Annotated in this window: 21 protein-coding genes; 16 read left to right on the top strand and 5 right to left on the bottom strand. The window is 65.9% G+C overall.

The features are described from left to right. Positions 1 to 262: 262 nt before the first annotated feature. The 3 genes from modA (at position 263) to FX134_RS13730 (ending at position 3,739) form a co-directional block, all read left to right on the top strand. Positions 263 to 1,171: a molybdate ABC transporter substrate-binding protein gene (gene modA / locus FX134_RS13720; RefSeq protein WP_080803160.1), complete on the top strand. Its 909-nt coding sequence runs from the start codon at positions 263 to 265 to the stop codon at positions 1,169 to 1,171. A gap of 86 nt (positions 1,172 to 1,257) precedes the next feature. Next, positions 1,258 to 2,622 carry a molybdate ABC transporter permease subunit gene (modB, locus tag FX134_RS13725; RefSeq protein ID WP_080803163.1) on the top strand — a complete coding sequence of 455 codons (1,365 nt, stop codon included), beginning with the start codon at positions 1,258 to 1,260 and terminating at the stop codon, positions 2,620 to 2,622. A 4-nt stretch (positions 2,623 to 2,626) separates the two neighbouring features. Beyond that, positions 2,627 to 3,739 (top strand): sulfate/molybdate ABC transporter ATP-binding protein, encoded by a 1,113-nt coding sequence (locus tag FX134_RS13730; RefSeq protein WP_080803166.1) that lies wholly within the window; start codon positions 2,627 to 2,629, stop codon positions 3,737 to 3,739. A 64-nt stretch (positions 3,740 to 3,803) separates the two neighbouring features. On the opposite strand, the gene FX134_RS13735 is transcribed toward FX134_RS13730, so the two are convergent. Continuing rightward, a complete protein-coding gene (locus FX134_RS13735) occupies positions 3,804 to 4,265 on the bottom strand; it encodes a DUF4143 domain-containing protein (protein WP_080803169.1) in 462 nt (153 codons plus the stop codon). Between the two features lie 196 nt (positions 4,266 to 4,461). On the opposite strand from FX134_RS13735, the gene FX134_RS13740 reads away from it, so the two are divergent. From FX134_RS13740 to moaC, 3 genes are all read left to right on the top strand, one after another. Further along, positions 4,462 to 4,842: a hypothetical protein gene (locus FX134_RS13740; protein WP_080803172.1), complete on the top strand. Its 381-nt coding sequence runs from the start codon at positions 4,462 to 4,464 to the stop codon at positions 4,840 to 4,842. A gap of 84 nt (positions 4,843 to 4,926) precedes the next feature. Continuing rightward, complete coding sequence (gene moaA / locus FX134_RS13745) at positions 4,927 to 5,940, top strand: GTP 3',8-cyclase MoaA (protein ID WP_080803175.1); 1,014 nt, start codon at positions 4,927 to 4,929, stop codon at positions 5,938 to 5,940. A gap of 207 nt (positions 5,941 to 6,147) precedes the next feature. Continuing rightward, positions 6,148 to 6,645 (top strand): cyclic pyranopterin monophosphate synthase MoaC, encoded by a 498-nt coding sequence (moaC, locus tag FX134_RS13750; RefSeq protein ID WP_080803178.1) that lies wholly within the window; start codon positions 6,148 to 6,150, stop codon positions 6,643 to 6,645. 13 nt (positions 6,646 to 6,658) lie between these two features. On the opposite strand, the gene FX134_RS13755 is transcribed toward moaC, so the two are convergent. Continuing rightward, positions 6,659 to 7,438, bottom strand: a complete 780-nt coding sequence (locus tag FX134_RS13755; RefSeq protein WP_080803181.1) for a helix-turn-helix domain-containing protein — start codon at positions 7,436 to 7,438, stop codon at positions 6,659 to 6,661. Positions 7,439 to 7,655: 217 nt separating this feature from the next. Here FX134_RS13755 and aguA point away from each other — a divergent pair, with 217 nt between their 5' ends. The 3 genes from aguA (at position 7,656) to FX134_RS13770 (ending at position 11,479) form a co-directional block, all read left to right on the top strand. Further along, positions 7,656 to 8,774 (top strand): agmatine deiminase, encoded by a 1,119-nt coding sequence (gene aguA, locus FX134_RS13760; RefSeq protein WP_080803184.1) that lies wholly within the window; start codon positions 7,656 to 7,658, stop codon positions 8,772 to 8,774. A 96-nt stretch (positions 8,775 to 8,870) separates the two neighbouring features. After that, positions 8,871 to 10,376 carry an APC family permease gene (locus tag FX134_RS13765; RefSeq protein ID WP_080803187.1) on the top strand — a complete coding sequence of 502 codons (1,506 nt, stop codon included), beginning with the start codon at positions 8,871 to 8,873 and terminating at the stop codon, positions 10,374 to 10,376. A gap of 188 nt (positions 10,377 to 10,564) precedes the next feature. Beyond that, positions 10,565 to 11,479 carry a diacylglycerol/lipid kinase family protein gene (locus FX134_RS13770; RefSeq protein WP_080803190.1) on the top strand — a complete coding sequence of 305 codons (915 nt, stop codon included), beginning with the start codon at positions 10,565 to 10,567 and terminating at the stop codon, positions 11,477 to 11,479. Positions 11,480 to 11,643: 164 nt separating this feature from the next. Here the strand turns inward: FX134_RS13770 and FX134_RS13775 are convergent, their stop codons facing one another. Next, the gene (locus FX134_RS13775; protein WP_172623498.1) at positions 11,644 to 13,413 is read right to left on the bottom strand and encodes an FAD-dependent oxidoreductase; all 1,770 of its coding nucleotides are present in this window, start codon (positions 13,411 to 13,413) and stop codon (positions 11,644 to 11,646) included. A gap of 226 nt (positions 13,414 to 13,639) precedes the next feature. Here FX134_RS13775 and FX134_RS13780 point away from each other — a divergent pair, with 226 nt between their 5' ends. The 3 genes from FX134_RS13780 (at position 13,640) to FX134_RS13790 (ending at position 15,748) form a co-directional block, all read left to right on the top strand. Then, complete coding sequence (locus tag FX134_RS13780; RefSeq protein WP_143412212.1) at positions 13,640 to 15,046, top strand: helix-turn-helix transcriptional regulator; 1,407 nt, start codon at positions 13,640 to 13,642, stop codon at positions 15,044 to 15,046. 70 nt (positions 15,047 to 15,116) lie between these two features. Further along, positions 15,117 to 15,344: a type II toxin-antitoxin system Phd/YefM family antitoxin gene (locus FX134_RS13785; RefSeq protein ID WP_080803197.1), complete on the top strand. Its 228-nt coding sequence runs from the start codon at positions 15,117 to 15,119 to the stop codon at positions 15,342 to 15,344. After that, complete coding sequence (locus FX134_RS13790; protein WP_080803200.1) at positions 15,329 to 15,748, top strand: type II toxin-antitoxin system VapC family toxin; 420 nt, start codon at positions 15,329 to 15,331, stop codon at positions 15,746 to 15,748. Before FX134_RS13785 ends, FX134_RS13790 begins: the two co-directional genes overlap by 16 nt. A 148-nt stretch (positions 15,749 to 15,896) precedes the next feature. Here the strand turns inward: FX134_RS13790 and FX134_RS13795 are convergent, their stop codons facing one another. Then, the gene (locus FX134_RS13795) at positions 15,897 to 17,072 is read right to left on the bottom strand and encodes a phosphoglycerate dehydrogenase (RefSeq protein WP_080803203.1); all 1,176 of its coding nucleotides are present in this window, start codon (positions 17,070 to 17,072) and stop codon (positions 15,897 to 15,899) included. Between the two features lie 170 nt (positions 17,073 to 17,242). Continuing rightward, complete coding sequence (gene bfr, locus FX134_RS13800; protein WP_080803207.1) at positions 17,243 to 17,707, bottom strand: bacterioferritin; 465 nt, start codon at positions 17,705 to 17,707, stop codon at positions 17,243 to 17,245. A gap of 984 nt (positions 17,708 to 18,691) precedes the next feature. Between bfr and FX134_RS14655 the strand changes: the two genes are divergently transcribed. The 4 genes from FX134_RS14655 to FX134_RS14900 all read left to right on the top strand — a co-directional run bounded on the left by FX134_RS14655 (position 18,692) and on the right by FX134_RS14900 (position 22,365). Beyond that, positions 18,692 to 19,441, top strand: a complete 750-nt coding sequence (locus tag FX134_RS14655) for a hypothetical protein (RefSeq protein ID WP_172623499.1) — start codon at positions 18,692 to 18,694, stop codon at positions 19,439 to 19,441. Between the two features lies 1 nt (position 19,442). Continuing rightward, entirely contained in the window at positions 19,443 to 20,150 is a 708-nt protein-coding gene (locus FX134_RS13805) for a helix-turn-helix transcriptional regulator (RefSeq protein ID WP_172623500.1), read from the top strand. A gap of 181 nt (positions 20,151 to 20,331) precedes the next feature. Further along, positions 20,332 to 20,712, top strand: coding sequence for a hydrogenase maturation nickel metallochaperone HypA/HybF (locus tag FX134_RS13810; protein ID WP_172623501.1), 381 nt, complete (start codon positions 20,332 to 20,334; stop codon positions 20,710 to 20,712). Between the two features lie 87 nt (positions 20,713 to 20,799). Beyond that, positions 20,800 to 22,365, top strand: coding sequence for a twin-arginine translocation signal domain-containing protein (locus FX134_RS14900; RefSeq protein WP_080803219.1), 1,566 nt, complete (start codon positions 20,800 to 20,802; stop codon positions 22,363 to 22,365). Positions 22,366 to 22,417 lie beyond the last annotated feature (52 nt).

Raw genomic sequence — 22,417 nt, forward strand, 5'->3', positions numbered from 1 at the left:
CCGAAACACACGCTTCAGGGCGCTGTGGCGTGTGTTTCGGTCGACAATGCGCACTACTCCGCGCTGACGCGCTCCGCTCGGGATGACAGAGGGTGGGTACGCTTCGGGTGCTCGCTTGCCGTCCGTTTATCCCCTTTCGATGATATTTGCAATTGACTATATTCTTGAAATGGAATAATATAACCGGCGTGCCAGCGGCCTCTTGCGCGTATGCCGGATCGGCTGTTGGGCATCGTCGATGAGCTATCGGGAAGGGAATCCTATGAAGAAGAGCATTCGCATCGCGCTCGCAGCCGTCTGCGCGTTCGCCCTGGTGGGAGCGTTCGCGCTTGTCGGCTGCTCGTCTGCGCCGAAGGCCGAGGAACCGCAGCAGCCTGCCGAGGAACAGCAGCAGCCGGCCGCCTCTGATAAGGATGCGGTGGAGCTGCAGGTGTTCGCCGCCAACTCGCTGTCCAAGGCCATGGAGGAGGTGCAGGCCGCCTACATCGCCGACGGCCATGACTACGTAACGTTCGCCGACACGCAGTACAAGTCCTCCGGCGAGCTGAACGAGATGCTCGGCGCCGGCTCGTACGCTGACCTGCTGATCAGCGCCTCGAAGGGCTCGATGGACACGGCCGAGAAGGAGGGCTACGTCGATCCGGCCACGCGCGTCGACATGTTCAAGAACGACCTGGTGATCGTGGCGAAGGAAGGCTCGGGCCTCAAGGACGTCACGCTGCAGGACATCGCCGATGGGAAGTACACCTTCTGCGTGGGCGACGAGTCGGTGCCGGCCGGCAACTACGCGTGCCAGGCGCTCTCCACGGTGGGCGTGTACCTCCCCGCGGCCGACGAGGCCGGCAAGTCCGGCAAGGATATCTCCGGCAAGGGCGGCGAATTCGCCGAGGGCTACGCGCCGGTGCTCGACACGTCGGTGGGCAACGTCTGCAAGCACGCGCAGTCCGGTGACGTGGACGTGGCGTTCGTGTACACTTCGGACGTGTACCGCTTCGGCGGCGTCGAGGTGGTGGGCACCGTGCCCGCCGACACGCACAAGAACATCGTGTACCCCGGCGCGCTGACGGCGAACTGCGAGAATCCCGAGGAGACGCAGGCGTTCCTCGACTGGTGCCTGACGAGCGAGAAGGCGCAGAAGATCTGGCAGGACTGGGGCTTCGAGCTGGCGTAAGGCCGCGCGGAAGCCGGACGGCAACGTTGATCGGGGAGGACGGGCGAGCGCTCGTCCTCCCTTCGCGGTAGGGGGACGGAGAGAAGATGACGCGCACGAGAAGGTTCATCGCGGGCTGCTGCATCGCCGTCGCGTGCGCGCTCGCGCTCGCGCTGCCGGCGATCGCGCACGCCGACGACGGTGCGAACGCCCCTGCCCCAGCCCCCGAGGTCGAGGTGTCCAAGGACGGCGACGCGGCGCTCGTCGAGGGCTCCCCGTTCGCCATCGGCGAGTTCTCGCGCGCCCAGAAGGGCACGAACCGCGAGGTGGGCGGCTCCTACCGCGGCTACTCCTACCTGGTGGGGCAGGAGCGCGGCGCCTTCGTGCAGGTGGTGGCCGCCGACGGCTACGCGGTGGCCTACGTGCCGCCCGAGGCCGCCGAGCGCCTCGGCGTCGACCCGGCGAATGCGTCTGACCAGGATGTCCTCAAGGCGTGCCTCACAGCCCTCGACGCGCGCCAGGCGGCCGGCTCCCTGCCGCTCTCCGACATCGCCGACTGGCGCTTCACGAGCGATGCATCCTACGAGGCGGACGGCGTGCGCTACGAGTTCGACCAAGAGGTGGACGGCAACGTCTACGTGTTCGTGATTGGCGCGGACGGCTCGGACCTCACGCAGGCCGACGTGCCCTTCAAGCCCTCGTTCGCCGACTTCGGCCGGCTCGAGCCGTCGGGCGACGTGAGCATCGTCGCCGCGCCCACGGGCCTCGAGGCCGCCGGCGAGTTCCTGCGCACGCTCGACTGGAGCCCTCTCGGGGTGACGCTCAAGACCACGGGCACGGCCATCGTGTTCATCTTCGTGCTGGGGCTTCTGGCGGCGTACTTCTGCCTCAACGTCTCGCAGAGGGCCAAGAACATCCTGGACTCCGTGTTCACCATCCCCATGGTGCTGCCGCCTACGGTGTGCGGCTTCGTGCTGCTGTGGCTGTGCGGGCGCAACACGGCGTTCGGCCAGTTCTTCATCGACATCGGGTTCCCGCTCATCTTCAGCTGGCCCGCCACGGTGATCGCGGCCGTGGTGGTGGCGTTCCCGCTGATGTACCGCAGCGCGCTCGGGGCGTTCGAGAACCTCGACCCCAACATGATGGACGCCGCGCGCACGCTCGGCTGGTCCAACGCGAAGATCTTCCTGCGGCTCATGCTGCCGCTGTCGTGGAGCTCCATCGCGGCGGGCACGGTGCTTGCGTTCGCCCGCGCGCTCGGCGAGTTCGGCGCGACGCTGTTTTTGGCCGGCAACTACCTGGGCGTCACGCGGACCATCCCCATCGCCATCTACTTCGAGTGGATGAACGGCAACGACGGGGTGGCGTGGTTCTGGACGGCCATCATCATCGCGTTCAGCTTCGTGGTGATCCTGTTCATCAACCTGTGGAGCAGCCGCACCACCAAGTACCGCAAGAAGGCAGGTGAATGACGCGATGAGCCTGGAAGTGGACATCAAGAAGCGCTATCCCGGCTTCACGCTGGACGTGGCGTTTACGGCCGGCGACGAGACGCTGGGGTTCCTCGGCGCGTCGGGCTGCGGGAAGAGCCTGACCATGCGCTGCATCGCCGGCATCGAGACGCCCGACGAGGGGCGCATCGTGGTGAACGACCGCGTGTTCTTCGACTCGGCGCGCAAGATCAACTTGAAGCCGCAGGAGCGCAAGACGGCGCTTTTGTTCCAGAACTACATGCTGTTCCCCAACCTCACCGTGGCCGAGAACGTGGGCGCGGGCATCGAGCGCGCCGTGCCGCGCAGCGTGCGCGACGCGCTGGTGGCGGCCGAGATCAAGCGCTTCGGCCTGGAGGGCTTCGAGCGCCGCTACCCCGCGCAGCTCTCGGGCGGGCAGCAGCAGCGCGTGGCGCTCGCGCGCATGCTGGCGGCGCGGCCGGACATCCTCATGCTGGATGAGCCGTTCTCCGCGCTCGACGCGCACCTCAAAAGCGTGCTCGAGCAGAACCTGGTGAGCCTATTCGACGCCTTCCACGGCACGGTGCTGTACGTGAGCCACGATATCGACGAGGCGCTGCGCTTCTGCGACCGCATCGCGGTGGTGGAGGCCGGGCGCATCATGGAGGTGGGCACGGGGGACGACCTGGTCAACCGCCCGCAGTCGACCGCCGGCGTCAAGCTGTCGGGCTGCAAGAACGCAACTCCCGCCGAGTGGCTGGGCGACCACCGCGTGCGGCTGCCGAAGTGGGGCATCGAGGTGGCGACGGCCGCCGAGGTGCCGCGCGACGTGGAATGCCTGGGCGTGCGCGCGTTCTTCCTCGAGCGCGCCGACGGCCCCGGCGAGAACTGCCACCGCGTGCGCGTGGACCGCGTGAGCGACTCGCGCTTCGAGCGCACGGCGCTCCTCGGGTTCCTCGATCGCGACGAGTCGTTCGCGCCCACCGTGCAGCGCACCGACGACGAGATGAAGTATCTGCACCAGCACCTGTTCTGGCGCGTCGACAAGCTCACCGTGCCGCCCGAGCAGCTGCCCCGCGAAGGCGAGGAGCTCTGGATCCGCATCCCCCCGGAGAAGGTCTACCTGGTGTCGCGGTAGGGGGGCTTGCCAGCCTACCGCAAACTAGAGGATAGCTCAGCCGAGGGAACGGGGGTTCGGCGCTCTAAGGCGCGAGCGTGGCGACGGGGATGACGTAGATCCCGTCGGGCCGTCGATAGGCCAAATCTCCCCGGCCGACCACCACGGCCAAAAACGCGGGGCCGGCGTTTCGCGCGGCAGGGTTGGAGAGCACCTTCTCCTTGAGGCGCAGCAGGCTGCGCGCCCCTTCCTCCGCTTTGGCGTCGGAGAGCTTCACTTCGATGCCGGCCCATCGCCCGTCCACCTCCATCACGGCATCCACCTCGAGGCCCTTGTCGTCGCGGTAGTATCCGAGGCGATTGCCGAGTCCGGGGTAGGTCGCCAAGAACGCGTTCAAGTCGCGTATGACCAGCGTCTCGAAAAGGTTCCCGAACGTCTGCATGTCGTCCGTCAACCGCTTGGGCGTCGCATGCAGCGCGGCGGCGGCGAGGGATGGGTCGGCGAAATAGCGCTTCGGCTTACACCATAATCGCGATGCAAAATACACTCAGTTCGCGATGTAAAATATGCTACACAAGTTATGAGCGGTTGATTGTCATTTGAAGTGCACGAATTCGTGCACCTAGTCTGTCAGGAGTAAAAAGTACGGGCACTTGCCCTGTCGCAGCACCATTTCCATGCGCTCGTTCTCCCGCTAAGAGAGGAGTCACCTGATTCTCCGTTTCGACCCAAGGCGAAGCGGGTTGAAGGGCTCCTCGCTGCGCCAGCCTCGTGCCAAAACAAGCCGAGCCGCGCCCGGCGGCGGGCCGCTTCTGGATGAGGTGCAGGAGGCGCTGCTCATGCGCCTTCTGGGCTGCGGCACCTACGGCACCATGCAGGTGCGCATCGAGCGCCAGCTGGGGAGGGTGGTCGCCGAGGAGGGGAGTCTGCCGGCCGCGAAGCGTCGCTACCTGCGCGACCGCGTGCTCATCTCCGAGGACATGATGAAGGACGCGTTCCCGGCGTTCCATCGGCACAAGGTTCTGCGCCCGCTTCTGCCCGCCTACCGCATCTGCCGCAGCCTGGCCCGCCACCCCGGAAAGATCTGGCGCGAGCTCAAAACGCTCCTCAGCGCCAGGGGATGAACGCCCCCTCTTGCCCCCAGATTGTCTCTCGCAAGCGTGCCGTTATGCCCTATACTATCCTCAGACGAGAAGGGAGCAGTCCCCATGAAGGACAGCCATGGCCGCACCATCGACTATTTGAGGATATCGCTGACTGACCGCTGCAACTTCCGCTGCATCTACTGCATGCCGGAGGAGGGCGTCCAGTCGCTCGCGCACGAGGACATCCTGCGTATCGAGGAGATCGAGCGCATCGTGCGCGCGGCGGCGGGCCTCGGCATCCGCAGCATCCGCCTCACCGGCGGCGAGCCGCTCGTGCGCAAGGGCGTGGTGGACCTCGTGCGGGCCATCTCGGGAACGCCCGGCATCGAGAACATCTCGATGACCACCAACGGCACGCTGCTTCCCCAGATGGCCGGCGAGCTCAAGCAGGCCGGGCTCTCGCGCGTGAACATCTCGCTCGACACGCTCGACCCGGAGCAGTTCAAGTTCATCACGCGCCGCGGCACGCTCGACCAGGCGCTCGACGGCATCGAGGCGGCGCTCGCGGCCGGCTTCGACCCGGTGAAGATCAACGCCGTCACCGTGCGCAGCCTCGACCAGGACTTCCTCGCGTTCGCGAAGCTCTCTATCGATCGTCCCTTGCACGTGCGCTTCATCGAGTACATGCCCGTGGGTGAAAGCTCAGGCAGCCACGGCTGCGGCTGGGGCAAGGAGGACGTCGTGCCGAGCGAGGAGCTGTTCGACATCATCAACGAGCGCGCGCGGGCCGAGGGCCTGCCCGAGCTCGTGAGCGCGCGCGACGACGCGCCGCTCGGCTGGGGCCCGGCGCGCTACTTCGAGTTTCCGGGCGCTAAGGGCACGGTCGGGTTCATCAGCCCGCTCTCGCGCCACTTCTGCGGCGAGTGCAACCGCCTGCGCCTCACCGCTGACGGAAAGCTGCGTCCGTGCCTGTTCTCCGACGAGGAGTTCGACGTGCGCGCGGCCCTGCGCGCCGACGCGGAGGGGGAGGGCGATGCGGCCGTGCGCGCCGTGTTCGCCCAGGCCCTGGGCGCGAAGCCCGACGAGCATCACGACAAGGTGGGAACCGAACGAGGCATGAGTCAAATTGGAGGCTAAACGCTCCGTCGGCCTGCCGGCCGCCGGAACTCGCCGACGCTGCGAAGGGCTGAGGCACGTCGCCTTCGCGCGATCACAAGGACTCGCGTACCGAAGTATGCTTCGCCCTTGCGATCCCCCGAATTCGACGCACCTCAGCCCTTCTCGCTGACTTACTACGCCAACCTGCGAGCTGTCAACCTGCAAGAATCGACCAAGGAGCACCCCATGACCGACCAGCACCTCACCCATATCGACGAGCACGGCGACGTCCGCATGGTGGACGTGTCGCAGAAGGCCGACACCGAGCGCGTGGCCGTGGCCGAGGGCTTCATCAGCATGCGGCCTGAAACGCTCGCGCTCATCGTGGACGGCACGGCGGCCAAGGGCGACGTGCTGGCCTGCGCGCGCGTGGCCGGCGTCATGGCCGCCAAGCGCACGAGCGACCTCATCCCCATGTGCCACCCGCTCAACATCACGAAGGCCAAGGTGGAGTGCGCGCCCGTGCGCGAGGGCGAGCGCGCCGACGGCCGCGTGGGCATCCGCGTGACCTGCACCTGCGGCGTCACCGGCAAGACCGGCATCGAGATGGAGGCCCTCACCGCCGCGAGCGTAGCGTGCCTCACCGTCTACGACATGTGCAAGGCCGTCGACCGCGGCATGGAGATCATGGACGTCCGCCTCCTCAAGAAGGACGGCGGCAAAACGGGCCTCTGGGAGCGGTAGGGCCAGTCCGACTTTACGCGTCCACGACGATGGCGGCGGCTCGGTAGAGTTCGGCCATCAGCTGGTGGCGGTTGGAGACGCCCATCTTCTGGTACACGCCTTTGACGTGCTTCTTCACCGTGTTCTCGGAGATGAACAGGCGCAGGGCTATCTGCTGGTTGCTCAGCCCCTCGGCGATGAGCGCGGCTATCTCGCGCTCGCGCGCCGTGAGGCTTTCCTGGCCGGTCACGGGCCGCCCGCCCTCGTCGCGCCGCAGCCCGGCGGGGCACGCCAAGGCCAGGTAGCGCGACAGGTGCCGGTTGAGCACGGCGAGGCACTCCTCCTCTTCCTCGGTGAAGTCGCCCGACGCGCGCATGCGGAACAGCGTGATGGACCCGTAGATCATGCCGTTGCCCACCTGGGTGCTGCCCATGCTGTAGTGCACGTCCATGGGGATCATCCACTCGCGGTACAGCTCCGAGCGCTCGCGCATCTCGTCGGTGACGAAGGTGGAGTCGCGGTACACCACGGGCTCGTTCACCGAGAACAGCCAGGTAGTGTAGTCGTTAGACTCGTAGCGCTGGTAGTAGGAGAGCAGCTCCTCCTCGGTCATGTCCACCGACACCGGGTCGTAGAACACGAAGCGCCCCCGCTCGCTGCAATCGCACAGGTCGAAGAACCCCTTCTCGAACGGCACGATGGCCTTGAAGCCGGCCATGACGCGCGTGCGCAGGTCGGCGAGGTCGGCAGGGAAGTACAGCGAGAGCAAGAGGTCGTCGATCTGCCGCCATCGGGCATCGCTCAGCTCCACCATGTTCCGCCGCCCTCCCTGGTCGCGATCGTCGTGATGCAGCTATCGTACCACATTCGCGCGCCCCGTCGGGCCATCGGGGGTACCCGCGCGGGTACCCATCCCGCGCGGGTACTCTTCCAAAGCCATGCCCGCGGGTACTGCCCGCCAGAGCGCGCGGGGCGTAGGATGCGGGCATGGTCAAGTTGCGCTGAGCGCACGAAGCGAAGGAGAGCGTACCATGAGGATCATCACCGACAGCACCCCCAAGAAAGACGGATATCGCATGCCCGGCGAGTTCGAGCCGCGCAAGCAGGACTTCCTCATCTGGCCCGAGCGCCAGGACACGTGGCGCAACGGCGGCAAGCCCGCGCAGGCCGTCCTCGTGGAGGTGGCGAAGGAGATCGTCAAGCACGAGCCGCTCACGGTGTTCTGCTCGGCCGAGCAGTACGAGAACGCCCGCGCCCGCCTTCCGCACGAGGTGCGCGTGGTTGAGATGACCATCGACGACGCGTGGGCGCAGGACAAGGGCCCGTTCTACGTGGTGAACGACGAGGGCGACATGCGCGGCGTGACCTGGGGCTGGAACGCCTACGGCGGGCTTGAGGGCGGCCTGTACTTCCCCTGGAAGCGCGACCAGGAATTCGCCACCAAGCTGCTGGATCTGGAGAACTACGACGCCTACGACGCCACGAACATGGTGTTCGAGGGCGGTGCCATGCAGATCGACGGCGAGGGCACCCTCATCGTGACCGAGAACAGCGTGCTCAACCACAACCGCAACCCGCACCTCACCAAGGAGGAAGTGGAGGAGTACTTCAAGGAGTACATGGGCCTGGACAAGGTCATCTGGCTGAAAGACGGCATGGCGTTCGACGAAACGGACGGCCACATCGACGACGTGTGCTTCTTCGTGCGCCCCGGCGTGCTGGCGCTTTCGTGGACCGATGACGAGACGAACCCGCAGTACCCGAACCTCAAGGCCGCCTACGACGTGCTGTCCGAGGCCACCGACGCCAAGGGCCGCAAGTTCGAAATCCACAAGATTCCGATCCCCGGCATCATCCGCATCTCGGAGGAGGAGAGCGCCGGCGTGGACATCTGCAAGGACGCCGCGTCCCGCGAGGCCGACCTGCCGCTGGCCATCACCTACATCAACAGCTACTTCGTGAACGGCGGCCTGCTGGTTCCCCAGTACGGCGACCCGATGGACCAGGTGGCGTGCGACATGTTCGCCGAGCTCATGCCCGACCGCGAGATCATCAAGATCTACACGCGCGAGTGGTCGCTGTGCGGCGGCAACATCCACTGCATGGCGCTGCAGCAGCCCGACCCGGCCGCCATCGCCGCGGCACAGTAACGCCCGCCCTGCGCCGCCCCTTTGCGGGCGGCGCCGGAAATGTCCCAAATGGGGACTGTCCCCATTTGGGACATTCGCTCTTGAAAGGGGAGCCGCATGGCCAAGAAAAAGAAATTCCGCATGATCGACGCCATCCTCACCGTGATCTGCGTCGTGTTCGTGGCCGAGGCCGCGGCCCCCGCCGCCGTCATCGGCAACCAGCAGTTCTTCTGGTGGATCTTCCTCATCATCGCCTACCTGCTGCCCTACGGGCTCATCGTGTGCGAGCTGGGCACCACCTACGCCGACGACCCGGGCGGCATCGCCGACTGGGTGCGCCGCGCGTTCGGCGATAGGTGGGGCAGCCGCGTGAGCTGGTACTACTGGATTAACTTCCCGCTGTGGATGGCGTCGCTCGCGTTTCTGTTCCCCGAGACCATCTCGCTTCTCACCGGTATGGATCTGGGCGTGGTGCCCTCGCTTGCCATCGAGCTTGCGTTCGTGTGGATTGTGGTGCTCATGAGCTTCACGAAGACGTCCGACTCGGCTTGGATCCTCAACCTGTCGGCCGTGCTGAAGGTGTTCATCGCCGTGTCGGTGGGCGGCCTGGGCATCTACTACGCGGTGACGAACGGGTTCGCCAGCGACATGTCGCCGGCCACGTTCCTGCCGTCGATGGACGCGAGCAGCCTCACGTATCTTTCCATTATCCTGTTCAACTTCATGGGCTTCGAGGCCATCGCCGTGTTCGCCAGCGACATGGAGAACCCCAGCCGGCAGATTCCCAAGGCCATCATCGCCGGCGGCCTGGCCATCGCGGCCATCTACCTGTTCAGCTCGTTCGGCATCGGCGCGGCCATCCCGTCCACCGAGGTGTCGCTCGACTCCGGCATCATGGACGCCGTGGCCATCATGGCCGGCAACGGCAGCCTGCTGTTCATCCTGGTGGGCGTCATCTTTTTGGTCACGCTGTTCGGCAACATGATCAGCTGGTCGTTCGGCGTGAACTACGTGGCGGCGCACGCGGCCGAGAAGAAGAACATGCCCCGCGTGTTCGCGCACTTCAACAAGAACGGCGTGCCCACCGGCGCGTCCATCGTGAACGGCATCATCGCGAGCGCGCTCGTGCTCATCTCGCCCGTGATGTCGGCCGTGGGGCTGGACGGGTTCTTCTGGATCTTCTTCAGCATGAACATCGTGTTTTTGCTCATCTGCTACATGCCCATGTTCCCGGCGTTCCTGAAGCTGCGCAAGGTGGATCCGGACACGCCGCGCATCTTCCGCGTGCCCGGCGGCAAGGCGCTCATGAACGTGGCGGCGTGGCTGCCCGTGGTGCTGCTGGTGCTGTCGATGATAGCTACCGTGGTGCCGCTGAACGGCTCGGAGGAGGAGCTGTCGAAGGTGCCCATGCTGGTGGGCGTGCTGGCGTTCGCGGTGATCGGCGAGATCGTGCGCGTGGTGTCGGCCCGCAAGCGCCCGGTGGAGTACCGCGGCATGGAGAAGGACGGCGACCCCGAGCAATGGGACCGCGCCCACGGCTACCTGATGGAGGAGCCGGAAGCAGAGGAGACGCAGGTCGCAGAAGCTACGGAAGCCGCCGAAGCGCCCGCAATGTCATCCTGAGCGAAGCGCCGTAGGCGCGAAGTCGAAGGACCCCACGCGGCGCCAGCCGAAAACCTCTTCGGCCCGGCACCCGCGCGGGGTCCTTCCGCGTCGCGCGCCTTCGCTTCGGCCGCCCGGACTTGCATTTTCCCGTGCGACCTATAAGATTCTCATACGAATACTTCTCATGGGAATCTAAGGAGGCGCGCATGGCTGAGGGTTTGGGGAAGGTCCTGCTCATTGCCAACCCGGCGGCGCAGAATGGCAACGGGGGGCCGGCGGCCGACCGAGCGGCGGCGCTTCTGCGCGCGCAGCTGGGGGAGGATGCCGTGGTGCTCGCGCGCACGGCCGGGCCTCGCCACGCCTCCGAGATAGCCGAGCGCGCCGAGGGCTGCGGGGCCGTGATCGCGCTCGGCGGCGACGGCGTCATCCACGAGGTGGCGAACGGTCTCATGCGCCGGCCTGCCGCCGAGCGCCCCGTGTTCGGCATCGTGCCGGTGGGCTCCGGTAACGACTACGCGCGTACGCTGGGCGTCTCGGAGAAGGTGGACGAGGCGTGCGCTCAGCTGCTCGCGGCCGAGGCGCTGCCGACGGACGTGGGGTGCGTGAACGGCCAGTGGTTCGTGGAGACGCTCTCGTTCGGCCTGGACGCGGCCATCGCGCTCGACACGATGGAGCGTCGCGTGCGCACGGGCCGCACCGGCACCGCGCTCTACGCGGAGGCCGGCGTGAACCAGCTGCTCCACCACCTGGAGACGCGCCGCTACACGGCCTCGTTCGACGGCGGCGAGCCGGTTCAGGCCGATTCCATCATGTTCGCCGTGCAGGTGGGCCCCTACTACGGCGGCGGCTTCAAGATATGCCCCGACGCGCGCGTGGACGACGGCCTGCTGGACGTGTGCGTGGCGCACCCGCCGGTGGGCGTGGCACGGGCCCTCTACATCTTCTTGCGTGCGAAATCGGGCGGGCACACCGGGTTCAAGCAGATGGAGCTGCGCCGCGCCACCGCGCTGCACGTGGAGTTCGACGAGGCCCCGCCCGCCCAGATGGACGGCGAGCACATAGACGCCCGCATCTTCGACGTGTCCGTCGAGCCCGCCGCCCTCCGCGTGCTGCGCCCGTAACGCGCGTTCCAAAAAGCGGATTGTCGACCGAAACACACGCTACAGCAGCCTGTGGCGTGCGTTTCGGTCGACAATCCGCCTGCGAAATGGTGCGCGCCGTCCGGGGAGGGAGGTCGGACGGCGCGCCGGATGGGCTTGCTGGCCGCGTGTAACCGCGGGCTCTGCTACTTGGAAAGGATATCGCCGATCAAGTATCCCCAGGTGAGGGCTCGTCCGTTCGAGTTGCCCGCCATATTGATAGGGTAGTCGATGGAGTAGATGTCGCCCGAGGCGTTGCCGATGGCGTACAGGCCCTCGATGGGCTTGCGCTCGGCGGTGAGCACCTGCAGGTCGGTGTTGATCTTGAGGCCGCCCACGATGGCAAGCAGCGCCACGCCCACCTTCGCCGCGTAGAACGGCGCCTTGGCCACGGGGAACAGGCAGTCGGGCTGCTTATGGAAGTCCTCGTCGCTGCCGGCCGTCACCAGCTCGTTGTACCGTTCGACCGAGGCCTTCAGCTTGTCGGCGGGGATGCCGGTCTTCTCGGCCAGCTCATCGAGGGTGTCGCATTTGAACACCTTGCCGTCGTCGGCCTCGAGCCCCTTATTCACGAAGTCGGTGTAATCCTGCGCGACGAACGGATCGCCTACGTTGCCGCCCATGGTGTCCCAGAACATGCCGCCGCCGCCCGTGGCCTCGAGCGTCTTGACGTTCTGCTCGGCGAAGTCCGCGTCGAAGATGGACCAGGCGATGTCGTCGGTCTGGTGCATGACGTTCATCGACTTGCCCTGCACCCAGGTGGCCTCGTTCATGAAGCGCTCGCCTTCCATGTTGAGGAACATGAACGCGCCGTGGAACTGCAAGCCTGCCTGGGGATGCAGCATGAGGGGGAAGGGGCCGTCCTGCACGGCGCCGCCTGCCCACAGGCCCATCTTGATGCCGTCGCCCGTGGAGTAGCCCACCGGCGTGTTCTGGCATTCCAGGACGTGATGGACGTTCTCCTCGCAGTAGTAGTCCACCATCTCGGGATCGTCGTGGATGCCGCCCGTGGCGATGACCACGCCCTTGGCCGCCTTGAACAGCAGCACCTCGCCGTCCTTGTCCGTGGCGAACACGCCGGTGACCTTGTCGCCTTCCTTGAGCAGCTGGGTCGCCGTCGTCTCGAAGAGGTACGTGGCCGGCTTGTCGTGCTTGCTCGCGTCCTGGGAGTCGACGTAGAGCACGTTCGTTGCCTGGAAGTAGCTGCATTCGGCCGGCCACTCGGGGGTGGCGTCGGTCTTATGGAACTGGTGGTACGAGAACGATTCGGGGATGATGGCCTTCGGCGCGTAGGCGCGGAACGAGTCGGGCTCCACGCCGTACTCGGCGGCCTTGTCGATGAGCCAGTCGCCCGCCTCGCCCGACTTGTTGAACCACAGCGACACGAGCGCCTCGTTCACGCGGCTCCCGCAGCTGCGGATCCAGCGGTGCTGCGCCTCGGGGATGTTCACCATGAGGTCGACTCCGATGGACTCGCCGTGGGACTTGGTGAACTTGGTGTTGCACAGGCCTATGCCGCCGCCGCGCCCCTGCACCGTCGCGAGCTTCTCTAGCACGATGGCCGAAAGCCCCTTGTCGGCGCACGACGCGGCCGCCGCGCATCCCGCGTTGCCGGCGCCGAGGATGATCACGTCGGCCTCCTGGACCTCGGCGGCGTCGCCCTCGGAAAGAGGCTCGGGCGGCGTCATGAACGACGGGTTCTGGATGCGGCCGTATCCCATGGACGTGGGTCCCTGGCCGCCGCCGAAGCCCATGGCCTCGGGCTGGCCGTCCGATGCGGTTGCGCCTGAGGCGGTCGGCTGGGATTGCGCCGGTGCTGCCGCCGGCGCGCAGCCGGCCAGTCCCGCCGCGCCCGCGATGGTGGCCGCAGCGCCGAGTCCGAGAAACGAGCGCCTTGTGAGCTTGTTCTTCGTCATGATTCCTCCTTGTTGTCCGATCTGCTCCGCGCCGGAGGTTCGGATTCCGACGCGCGGCGGTTCCCTGACCGCTGTCGCGAGCATATGCTCCTCGTGCGGGCCGCACAGCGTGTGAAACCTGCCGAATCATGCGTTCTGCCCAATATGGAAGGTTTCCTGCCATGCCGCGCGGCAGTCGAAAAACCCGTCTTGTGGTATGTTGGATGCAAGGGAGGAGGAGTTCGAAATGGGAGAGAAGAGACAAGGGGAGGCTTCGGGAGAGCGCACGTCGTTTTCCCCGAGGCTGCTCGGATTGGGGTTTTGGCAGGCGTGGTGGATGCTCGTGCTGTGCACGCCGCTGGTGCTGCCCCGCACGGATCGCTTTCTCGGCATGAGCCTGGGCTCCTGGACGCTGGTGCTCACATCCGTCGGCTTCGGCTTGCTGGCGCTGTATGCGCGGACGAGGGGCCCGCTCATCGAGAAGAGGGGCGCGTTGGCGCTTGCGGGCCTTCTGTGTTCCGGCGGAACGGCGCTCTGCCTTGCGTCCGGGGTGCTGTTGGTTCCGGCTGCCGGCATCGTCGCCTTCGCGATCTCGCTGTGCGCGGCTGCTTTCGGCAACGCGCTTCTGCTTGTGATGTGGGTCGAGCTGTGGTCGAGCCTTGCGACCGAGCGCGTCATACAGTACCTGTTCTCGTCGTACGCGTTCGCATTCATCCTGTTCTTCGCGGTGCAGGCGCTACCGCAACCTGCGGCCGCCATCGCCCTGTGCCTGCTGCCGGCGGCGTCGAGCATCGTGCTGCGCTCCTCGGAGAGCGAGACGCGCCGGTCCCCCTCGCGCGCGGCGTTCGTCGTGGACCGCCGCCTGGCGATGAAGGCGGTGATCGCGGTCGCCGCGGCGGGCATGGCATACGGGCTGGCGGTATCGTGCTTCTCGCGCGTTGCGGCCCTGGGCGCGGCGCGCGGCGATTTCATCGTGGCGACCATCGTGTTCGCGGCCTTGACGCTGCACGCCCTCCTCGGCCGATCCGCCGTCGACCCTGCGGCGGTGTACCGCCCCATCACGCCCGCCGTTTCCGTAGGGGTCATGCTCCTCGCCGTGCTCCCGCCCGCGTCCATGTTCTGGGGCGATGGGCTTGTCATCGCGGGCGGGTACTGCCTCGACATGACGGTCATGCTCGTCTCCGCCGATCTCGCGTTCCGGGCGAAGCGCCCCGTCGCGCTCTATTTCGCCTGCTCGATCATCGCGCTGAGGATCGCCACCGTCTTCGGGTTGACGATCGGCAGCGTGTTGGCGGACGCGGGCCTGATGGCTCCGGACAGCCAGGCGCCGCTGTTGGCCGCCGCCGTGCTCGTCGTGGTCGCGGGCACGCTCGTGTTCACGCAGGCGGATCTGCAGCGGTTCTACCGCATCGAGGTCGCGCCGTGGGCGGGGGACGACCTGTCGGAGCGCTGCCGCGCGTTGGCCGGCGGCTTCGGCCTGACTGCGCGCGAGACGGAGGTGTTCGAGCTGTTGGCGAGCGGCAGGAACGTGCCCTTCATCTGCAAGGAGCTGTGCATCGCGGAGAGCACGGCGCGACATCACGTGGGCAGTATCTATCGCAAGCTGGGAGTGTACGACCGCCAGAGCATGCTCGACGTCATTCAGCAGGGGTGACCGATCGTGCGAAGTATGCTATTATATCGTACGATATGAGGAATGGTATCGTACGATATGGGGGCGGCATATGGTGGTGACTGCGACCGAGCTCAAGTCGAATCTCGGTCATTATCTCGAACTGGCCCAAAGCGAGGACATCCTCATCAGCAAGAACGGCCGTGCAGTGGCGAAGCTTTGCAGTCCGTTCGCCGACCGCGTCCGGGCCATGGAGTCGCTCTTCGGCATTCTTCCCAAGGATGTGACGGTGGATGACGCCCGCGCGATCAGGGCGGAGGAGAAATGGAAGCTCTCCTAGACACGAACGTCGTCATCGATGCGTTGGCCGATCGCGGAGAGTGGGCGGCCGACGCTCGCAACCTGCTTTTCCTCGCCGCGCAGGGCAAGGCGCATCTGTATCTTTCCGGCAGCACGCTCGCCGATATCTTCTACCTGGCGAACCGCTACGTGTACCACGACAAGAAGCGCAGCTTGCAGGTGGTGAACATCCTGCTCGATTCCCTGTCGGTCGTCGAGGTGGGTTTCGGCGAATGCCTTCTGGCGGCGAATTCGAAGATCGGCGATTACGAGGACGCGGTTGTGGCGGAGGCCGCGCGCAGGGCGAACCTCAGCTACATCGTGACGCGCAACGGGAAGGATTTCGAAGGGAACGAGGTTCCCACGATCACTCCGGCGAACTACTTGGAGAAGCTTCTCGCCTGAAAGTCCCATTTTCGCTCCGAAAACACGCCTCAGCGCACGAGGCATGTTTTCGGAGCGAAAATCATTGTGCGCCGACGGAGATACGGCATGAGAAAGGCCCCCGAGCGCCAGCGCGCGCGGGGGCCTTCGATTCGCTTCGTGCCTGCGGCTACTTCACCACGCGGACGCGGCGGACGCCCTCGATGGCCTTCAGGCGCTCGATGGCATCGTCGGGATGCCCCGGCGTGCCGGCGTCCACGTCCAGCAGGGTGTAGGCGCTGTCGCCGCGCGACTTGTTCGCCATGTTCTCGATGTTCACGCCCGCGTCGCCGAACACGTTCGTGATCTGGGCGATGGCGTTGGGCACGTTGGCGTGCAGCACGGCCACGCGGCGCAGGCCCTCGGGCACCGGCCCCATGTCGCAGGCGGGGTAGTTCACGGAGTTCATGATGTTGCCGTTCTCCAGGTAGTCCATGAGCTCGCGCACGGCCATGGCGGCGCAGTTGTCCTCGGCCTCCTCGGTGGACGCGCCCAGATGCGGCAGCACCACGGCGCCCTCCATCTGCATGACGGCGGGGTTCGCGAAGTCGGTGATGTAGGCGCGCACCTTGCCCGACGCCAGCGCGGCGGCCATGGCCTCGTCGTTCACCAGCGTGTCGCGCGAGAAGTTCAGGAACACCGCGCCGTCCTTCATAAGCGAGCAGGCGCGCTCGTCGATCATGCCCTTGGTCTTGTCCATGGCGGGCACGTGGATGGTGATGAAATCGCAGTCGCGCAGCACGTCGTCGAGGTTCGTCGCGTGGTGCACGGCGCTCGACAGGCGCCACGCCGCGCCCACCGACACGAACGGGTCGTAGCCGTACACGTCCATGCCTAGGTCGATGGCCACGTTGGCCACCTCGGCGCCGATGGCGCCCAGGCCGATGACGCCCAGCTTCTTACCCTTTATCTCGCCGCCGGCGAACTGCTTCTTCGCCTTCTCCACGTCCTTGGCGATGGTGGGGGAGTCGGCGTTGGCGCGGCACCACTCGATGCCCGCCACAATGCCGCGGCTTGCCAGCAGCATAGCGCAGATGACCAGCTCCTTCACGGCGTTGGCGTTGGCACCGGGGGTGTTGAACACCACGATGCCCGCCTCGGCGCAGCGGTCGAGCGGGATGTTGTTCACGCCCGCGCCCGCACGCGCGATGGCGCGCAGCTCGGAGCCGAACTCCATGTCGTGCATGGCGGCGCTGCGCACCAGGATGCCGTCGGCCTGCGAGGCGTCGTCCACCAGCTGGTAGTCGTCGGTGAGCAGGTCGGTTCCGTGGCTGGAGATGTTGTTGAGGCAGTGGATCTGGCGCATGGCGGCTCCTTCGAGATGAAGCGCGGCGGGATGCGCGAACCTCCCGCCGGCGAATTTGTCACAACATACTATAGTGCGCTTCGTCGAGAGCCATTGTCAACAAAAACCAAGCGGCCGTGCACTTTATCCCGGTAAAGCGCACAGGATGAGGCGCGCGGCCGCCGAAGTGCCTAGCTTTGCGTGGAGAGGAACGTGGGCAGCGACATCTGCTCTATCTGGTCCTGTAGCTCCTCCAGTTCGTCGACGTGCTGGTCCTCGTCGTTCAGGATCTCTTGCAGCACGTCGCGCGTGGCGTAGTCGAGCACCTGCCCGGCCAGCACGATGGCCTGGTTGTAGTCGCGCACGGTGTCCAGCTCGAGCGCGTGGTCGTTGTCCACCTGCTGGGGCACCTCGGCGCCGATGCGGATCTCGTTAAGGTTCGACACGATGGGCGTGCCCTCCAGAAACAGGATGCGCTCGATGAGCTTCTCGGCATGGCGCATCTCGGTGATGGCCCGCTGCTCGAAGCTCTCGTGCAGCTTCCCGTAGCCCCAGTCCTCGCACATCTCGGCGTGCACCATGTACTGGTTGATGGCGGTCAGCTCGCTGGCGAGCAGGTCGTTCAGCGCGTCGATGAGTTCTTGGTTTCCTTTCACGGCAGTGCTCCTTCCAAACGTGGCAGCGGGCCGCGTCCGGGCCCGTGCGCACGATTGTAGGCGCAAGGATGAGGCGGGGCGTCCGTTTATGCGAACCGTCGACGTCCCGTCGCCGCCCCGTCAGGAAGCGGGGGGGGGGTGAGGCCGCTTCGACGCGAGGATTGGCCGATCCGCTGTTAAACCAAGATTGACATGCCGCATCTTGTCATCCTGAGCGAGCGAAGCGAGTCGAAGGATCCCGCGCGGTGTCAACTGGAAGTCCTCCTGCTGGCGCCGCACGGGATCCTTCGACTCCGCGCTTCGCGCTCCGCTCAGGATGACAAGATGCGGGTTGATCTGCGGCATGTCAATCTTGGTTTAACAGCGGATTGGCCGATTTCTGGCCAGAATTTTCGAAATATGTACGCGAGGCAGGGAGGACGGCAAGTTTTTCGCGAATCTCAGACGCGGCGATCTTCCTGACCTGGGATTATGTGGACGGATCCTTCGGAATGAGCCCCGCACGGTACATATATCGAAAATTCTGGCCAGAAATCGGGACATCTGCTGCAACCGGAAGAAGTTTGCGGCGGGTCGCCGCGCACTGGAATCGCCGATTTCTGAGCAGAATTTGCGGTAAAGTTTCGCTTTGCGGTGCGCTTGGAAAACGGCCCCGGCGTTTTCGCAGGTCGGCGAGGAGGTGGGTTTCGATGATCCGCGCTCAGGCACCGAAAGCTCGTTCCGGACGGTCGTTCATGTCCCTCTACCGCAATTTTCGCTCAGAAATCGGCGAATCAGGCGCACTGGCAAGGCGAGGCCGGCGCCGAAGGCGGGAGCCGGGCGCGTGCGCTACCCAATCCCGCATCCGCGCGGGGACGGCATGACGAGGATCGCAGTACAAACGCTTCAGCCCAACCTCCCATGCGTCGGTGCACGCGCTCTCCGGCTGCCGCCGTGTGCTACAATCGGGCGAAAACCGGACGCGGCGGGGGACGGGGGAGCGGCATGGATTTCACGGCGGTTGCCGAGCATGGCGCGAACAAGCGGGTGCTTCTGTGGCTCGGCTTCGGGCTGTTCGTGGTCACGTACGGCGGCGGGCCGCTCGGGTTCGTCTCTGGACCCACCGGGCACGACTTCTCGTGGGACTCCATCCTGCTCGTGCAGACTTCGTTCATGCTGGGAACGGCGCTGGGGTGCCTGGGGATGAAGCTCGCCGCCCGCCAGGGCGACCAGAGGCGAGGGCAGGTGGCCGGCGCGCTCGCGTACATCGCGACCGCCCTCTTGTGCTGGGCGGCCCAGCCTGTCCTGGCCGCCATCGACGTGCAGACCGGCACCGCCGTCCGGGGCGTGCTCTCCCTGCTCGTTGGCGCGATCTACGCGCAGCCCCTCCTGTTCTGGGTCGGGCAGTTCCTCGACCTCAGTCGAACCTGCGACCGTTTGGGCTTCATCGCCGCGTTCGTTCCGTGCTACGCGCTCAGCGTCGTCGCCATGGGCTTGGTTTCCTTCCTCGACGGGGTTCCGTACGTGTACTCTCTGCTCCATGGCGGTGTGCTCGGTGGGGTCGGCCCTAATTCAGGTGGCCTTCTTCCGTCCGTCCGAGCAGTCCGCGCCCAAGGCCGACGGGGATGCGAAAGGCTACCGCCTCACCATCCACTCCGTCTCGGTGCTCGTGTGTCTGGGCTTCTCATGGGGAATCGCCCAGGCCGGCAGTCTGCTTTTGTTCGGCGGTGGCTGGTCTGCGCAGACCGTCGTTAGCATGTTCGTATCGTTCGTCCTGCTGTTCGCCATCGCCGTGGCCATGCAGGCGGGCCATGCGCAAGGCGGCGTGAAGTTCGGCATGTTCATCAGGCTTTCCATCGTCGCGTGCGGCGCGGTGCTCGTCGCGCTTCCACTCCTCTTTGAAGCGGCGCCCGCCCTGTTCTACCCCCTCTGCAGCGCGCTCATGATGGTAGGGGAGATATCGGTTATCGTCTTCTCCATCGACATCTGCTGCGAGGAGGGGCAGCCCCTGGCCGACGTGTTCTCGACCAACTACGCGACGTTCGTGGGCGTCATCTGCGTTGCGGGTGCGCTCTTCTGGCTGGTGCATACGATGGTGGGCGGGCAGACAGCCTGGTGGCTCGTCGCCATCGCGTCCATATGGGCCGTGCTTTCCGCCATCCCGTTTCTCCCGAGCCGCTCGAGCGCCGCCGCCGTGTTCGCGCTTGAGAAGCTCCCCGAGAACGAGGGCTACGAGGCCAACATCGCCTTGCAGCGAGAGCGCATGGCGCAGAAGTACGGCCTGAGCGCCGGTGAGTCCGAGGTGCTCAACCGCCTGCTCCAGGGCCTGAACCGCGAGCAGATAGCGGCCGCGATGTACCTCAGCCCCTGGACCATCAAGTCGCGCATCAGCTCCATCTACAAGAAGTGTGGCATCCACTCCTACAAGGAGCTCATGCAGCTCGCCTCCGACGACGAAGCCTAGCTCCCCCGGCCCCTCCTCGCCCGCATAGCTGATCCATTGTTCCCTATCGGGCCTGATGGGGACTACGCCCAAATGGGTATTCCCAAATACGCCCGTCAAGGTTCTTCTCCCATCTTCGCCCGGAGCGCATCATGCGAGCCGCAACGACGGGACGCGGCATGACGCAGGGGAGGAGCCGGACATGCATGAGATGGCATTGGTGCACGGGGTGGTCGACGCGGTGCTCGAGCACGCGGAAGTCATCGGCGCGAGGGAAGTGACGGCGGTTCATCTCACCATCGGCGAGGGCCGCGACGTCGTCGAGAGCTTCATGCAGGGGCTGTTCGCGTTCCTGGCGCGCGGCACCGTGGCCGAGCGCGCGGAGCTCGTCGTCAACCGCACGCCCTACGCGGTGCGCTGCAACCAGTGCGCCGCCGTCTTTCCTATAAATGTGCGCGACTCGTCCACATGGAAGTGTCCGCAGTGCGGGGTCGAGCGCGACTACCAGCTTCATACGGGTATGGAGTTCATGATCAACGACATACAGATAGTCAAAGACGCCCCGCTCGTGAACGCGGGTTAGAGAAGCGTCATTTCCAAGCGAGCTTGTGGCCCGGCTGGGCCATCTGCGAGAAATACCAAGGGATCCGGAGAGAGAAGGAGAAGGCAGATGAAGGGGATCACTAGAAGGAACTTCCTCGGGGCGATGGGTGCCATGGGCGCTGTCGGCGCCATGGGCGCGATGGCCGGGTGCGCGCCGAAGGCGAACGAGGCGGTCAAGGTCGCCGGCGAGGCCAACGCGGCCGAGGCGCCCGCTGCCGCCCCCGCCGTCACGGGCGACGGTGCGGAGGTCGTCCTTTCCGACGGCACCGTCTGGCGCGGCACACCCGAGCACATCGCCAAGCTCGGCGGCTCCACCATGCCGCTCGAGGAGCTCAACCGCCGCCGCAAGGAGTACGTGGATTCCCAGGTCGAGTGGGTCAACGAGGACGGTTCGGTCGTCCCTGTCCCCTACGTCAAGATGCGCGCGCTCATCCACTCGCACGGCTTCGGCTGCGGCGAGGGCCTGAACGACACCATGTTCAAGCGCCCGATGAAGCTGTTCACCGAGGAGCAGGTGGAGGCCTACCTCGACATGCCGTGGGGCGTCGAATTCACGGCCAACGAGTTCTACCATCAGTCGCAGAAGGCCGGCAAGGACCGCACCTACGAGGAGTGCAAGGAGCTGTGCGAGCTGTTCAGCAAGGCCGGCTACCTGCCGTACCGCACGCGCACCGAGGGCATCACCTACAACATCCCGGGCTACGCCGAGGGCGTCAACACCTACAGCTACTGCGACGAGTACTACGCCGACCCGGATAGCTTCGATTGGCCGCTCGGCGGCGAGGGCCTGGCGGAGGACCACGCCTACGCCGGCACGCCGGTGTTCTACTCGGTGCCCTTGAACAAGGAGGTCATGGCCGAGGAGAGCGAGCTTCTGGCCTACGACGACATCGAGACCGTCATCAAGGACCACGACTACATCGCCGTGCAGCCGTGCTCGTGCCGCTACTACCCCTACGTGATGGAGTGCCACGAGAAGGGCGAGAGCTTCCCTACGTTCGAGGACTTCATGCGCGGCGACCAGGGCGACTTCCGCGACTCCAACGGCGACCGCATCGAGACGTGCTTCGCGATGGGCGACGACGCCGAGTACCTGGTGTCGCTCGGCCTCGGCCGCCGCATCACGCAGGAGGAGGCGCTCGAGATCCTGCAGAAGTCGCGCGACGACGGCTTCATCCTGCACTGCCTGTACGGCAAGGAGCACGCGTGGGTGTGCCAGTGCAACCCGAAGATCTGCGGCATCACGGCGCAGTGGGCGGCCGGTGCCGAGGCGCTCGGCGGCTGGGAGGAGCTGCAGAAGCAGTCCGCGTTCATCGGGCGCACGCACTACACGCTCGAGGTCAGCTTCAGTGACTGCATCAAGTGCGGCACCTGCGCCAACCGCTGCCCGATGGAGGCCATCACGATGGACGGCGAGGGCGGCTCGCCGAAGGTGACCGACCACCTGTGCCAGCGCTGCGGCCAGTGCGCCTACGTCTGCCCGCAGGGCGCGCGCAAGTTGCACAAGCGCCCCGACGACGAGATCCTCGAGATGCCGCATCAGCTCGAGGATGACTACAACCTCAAGGCGGCCTTCCGCTTCGAGCACAACCTCGTGGGCCGCGGCACCGAGGCCGGCGCGTTCAAGTTCTAGCCGGCAGCGGCCGGGGCGGCAATCGCGAGATTCGCATAGGGCCATTCCTATA

It is taken from the genome of Arabiibacter massiliensis (genome assembly GCF_902386925.1).
Classification (GTDB): Bacteria; Actinomycetota; Coriobacteriia; order Coriobacteriales; family Eggerthellaceae; genus Arabiibacter; species Arabiibacter massiliensis.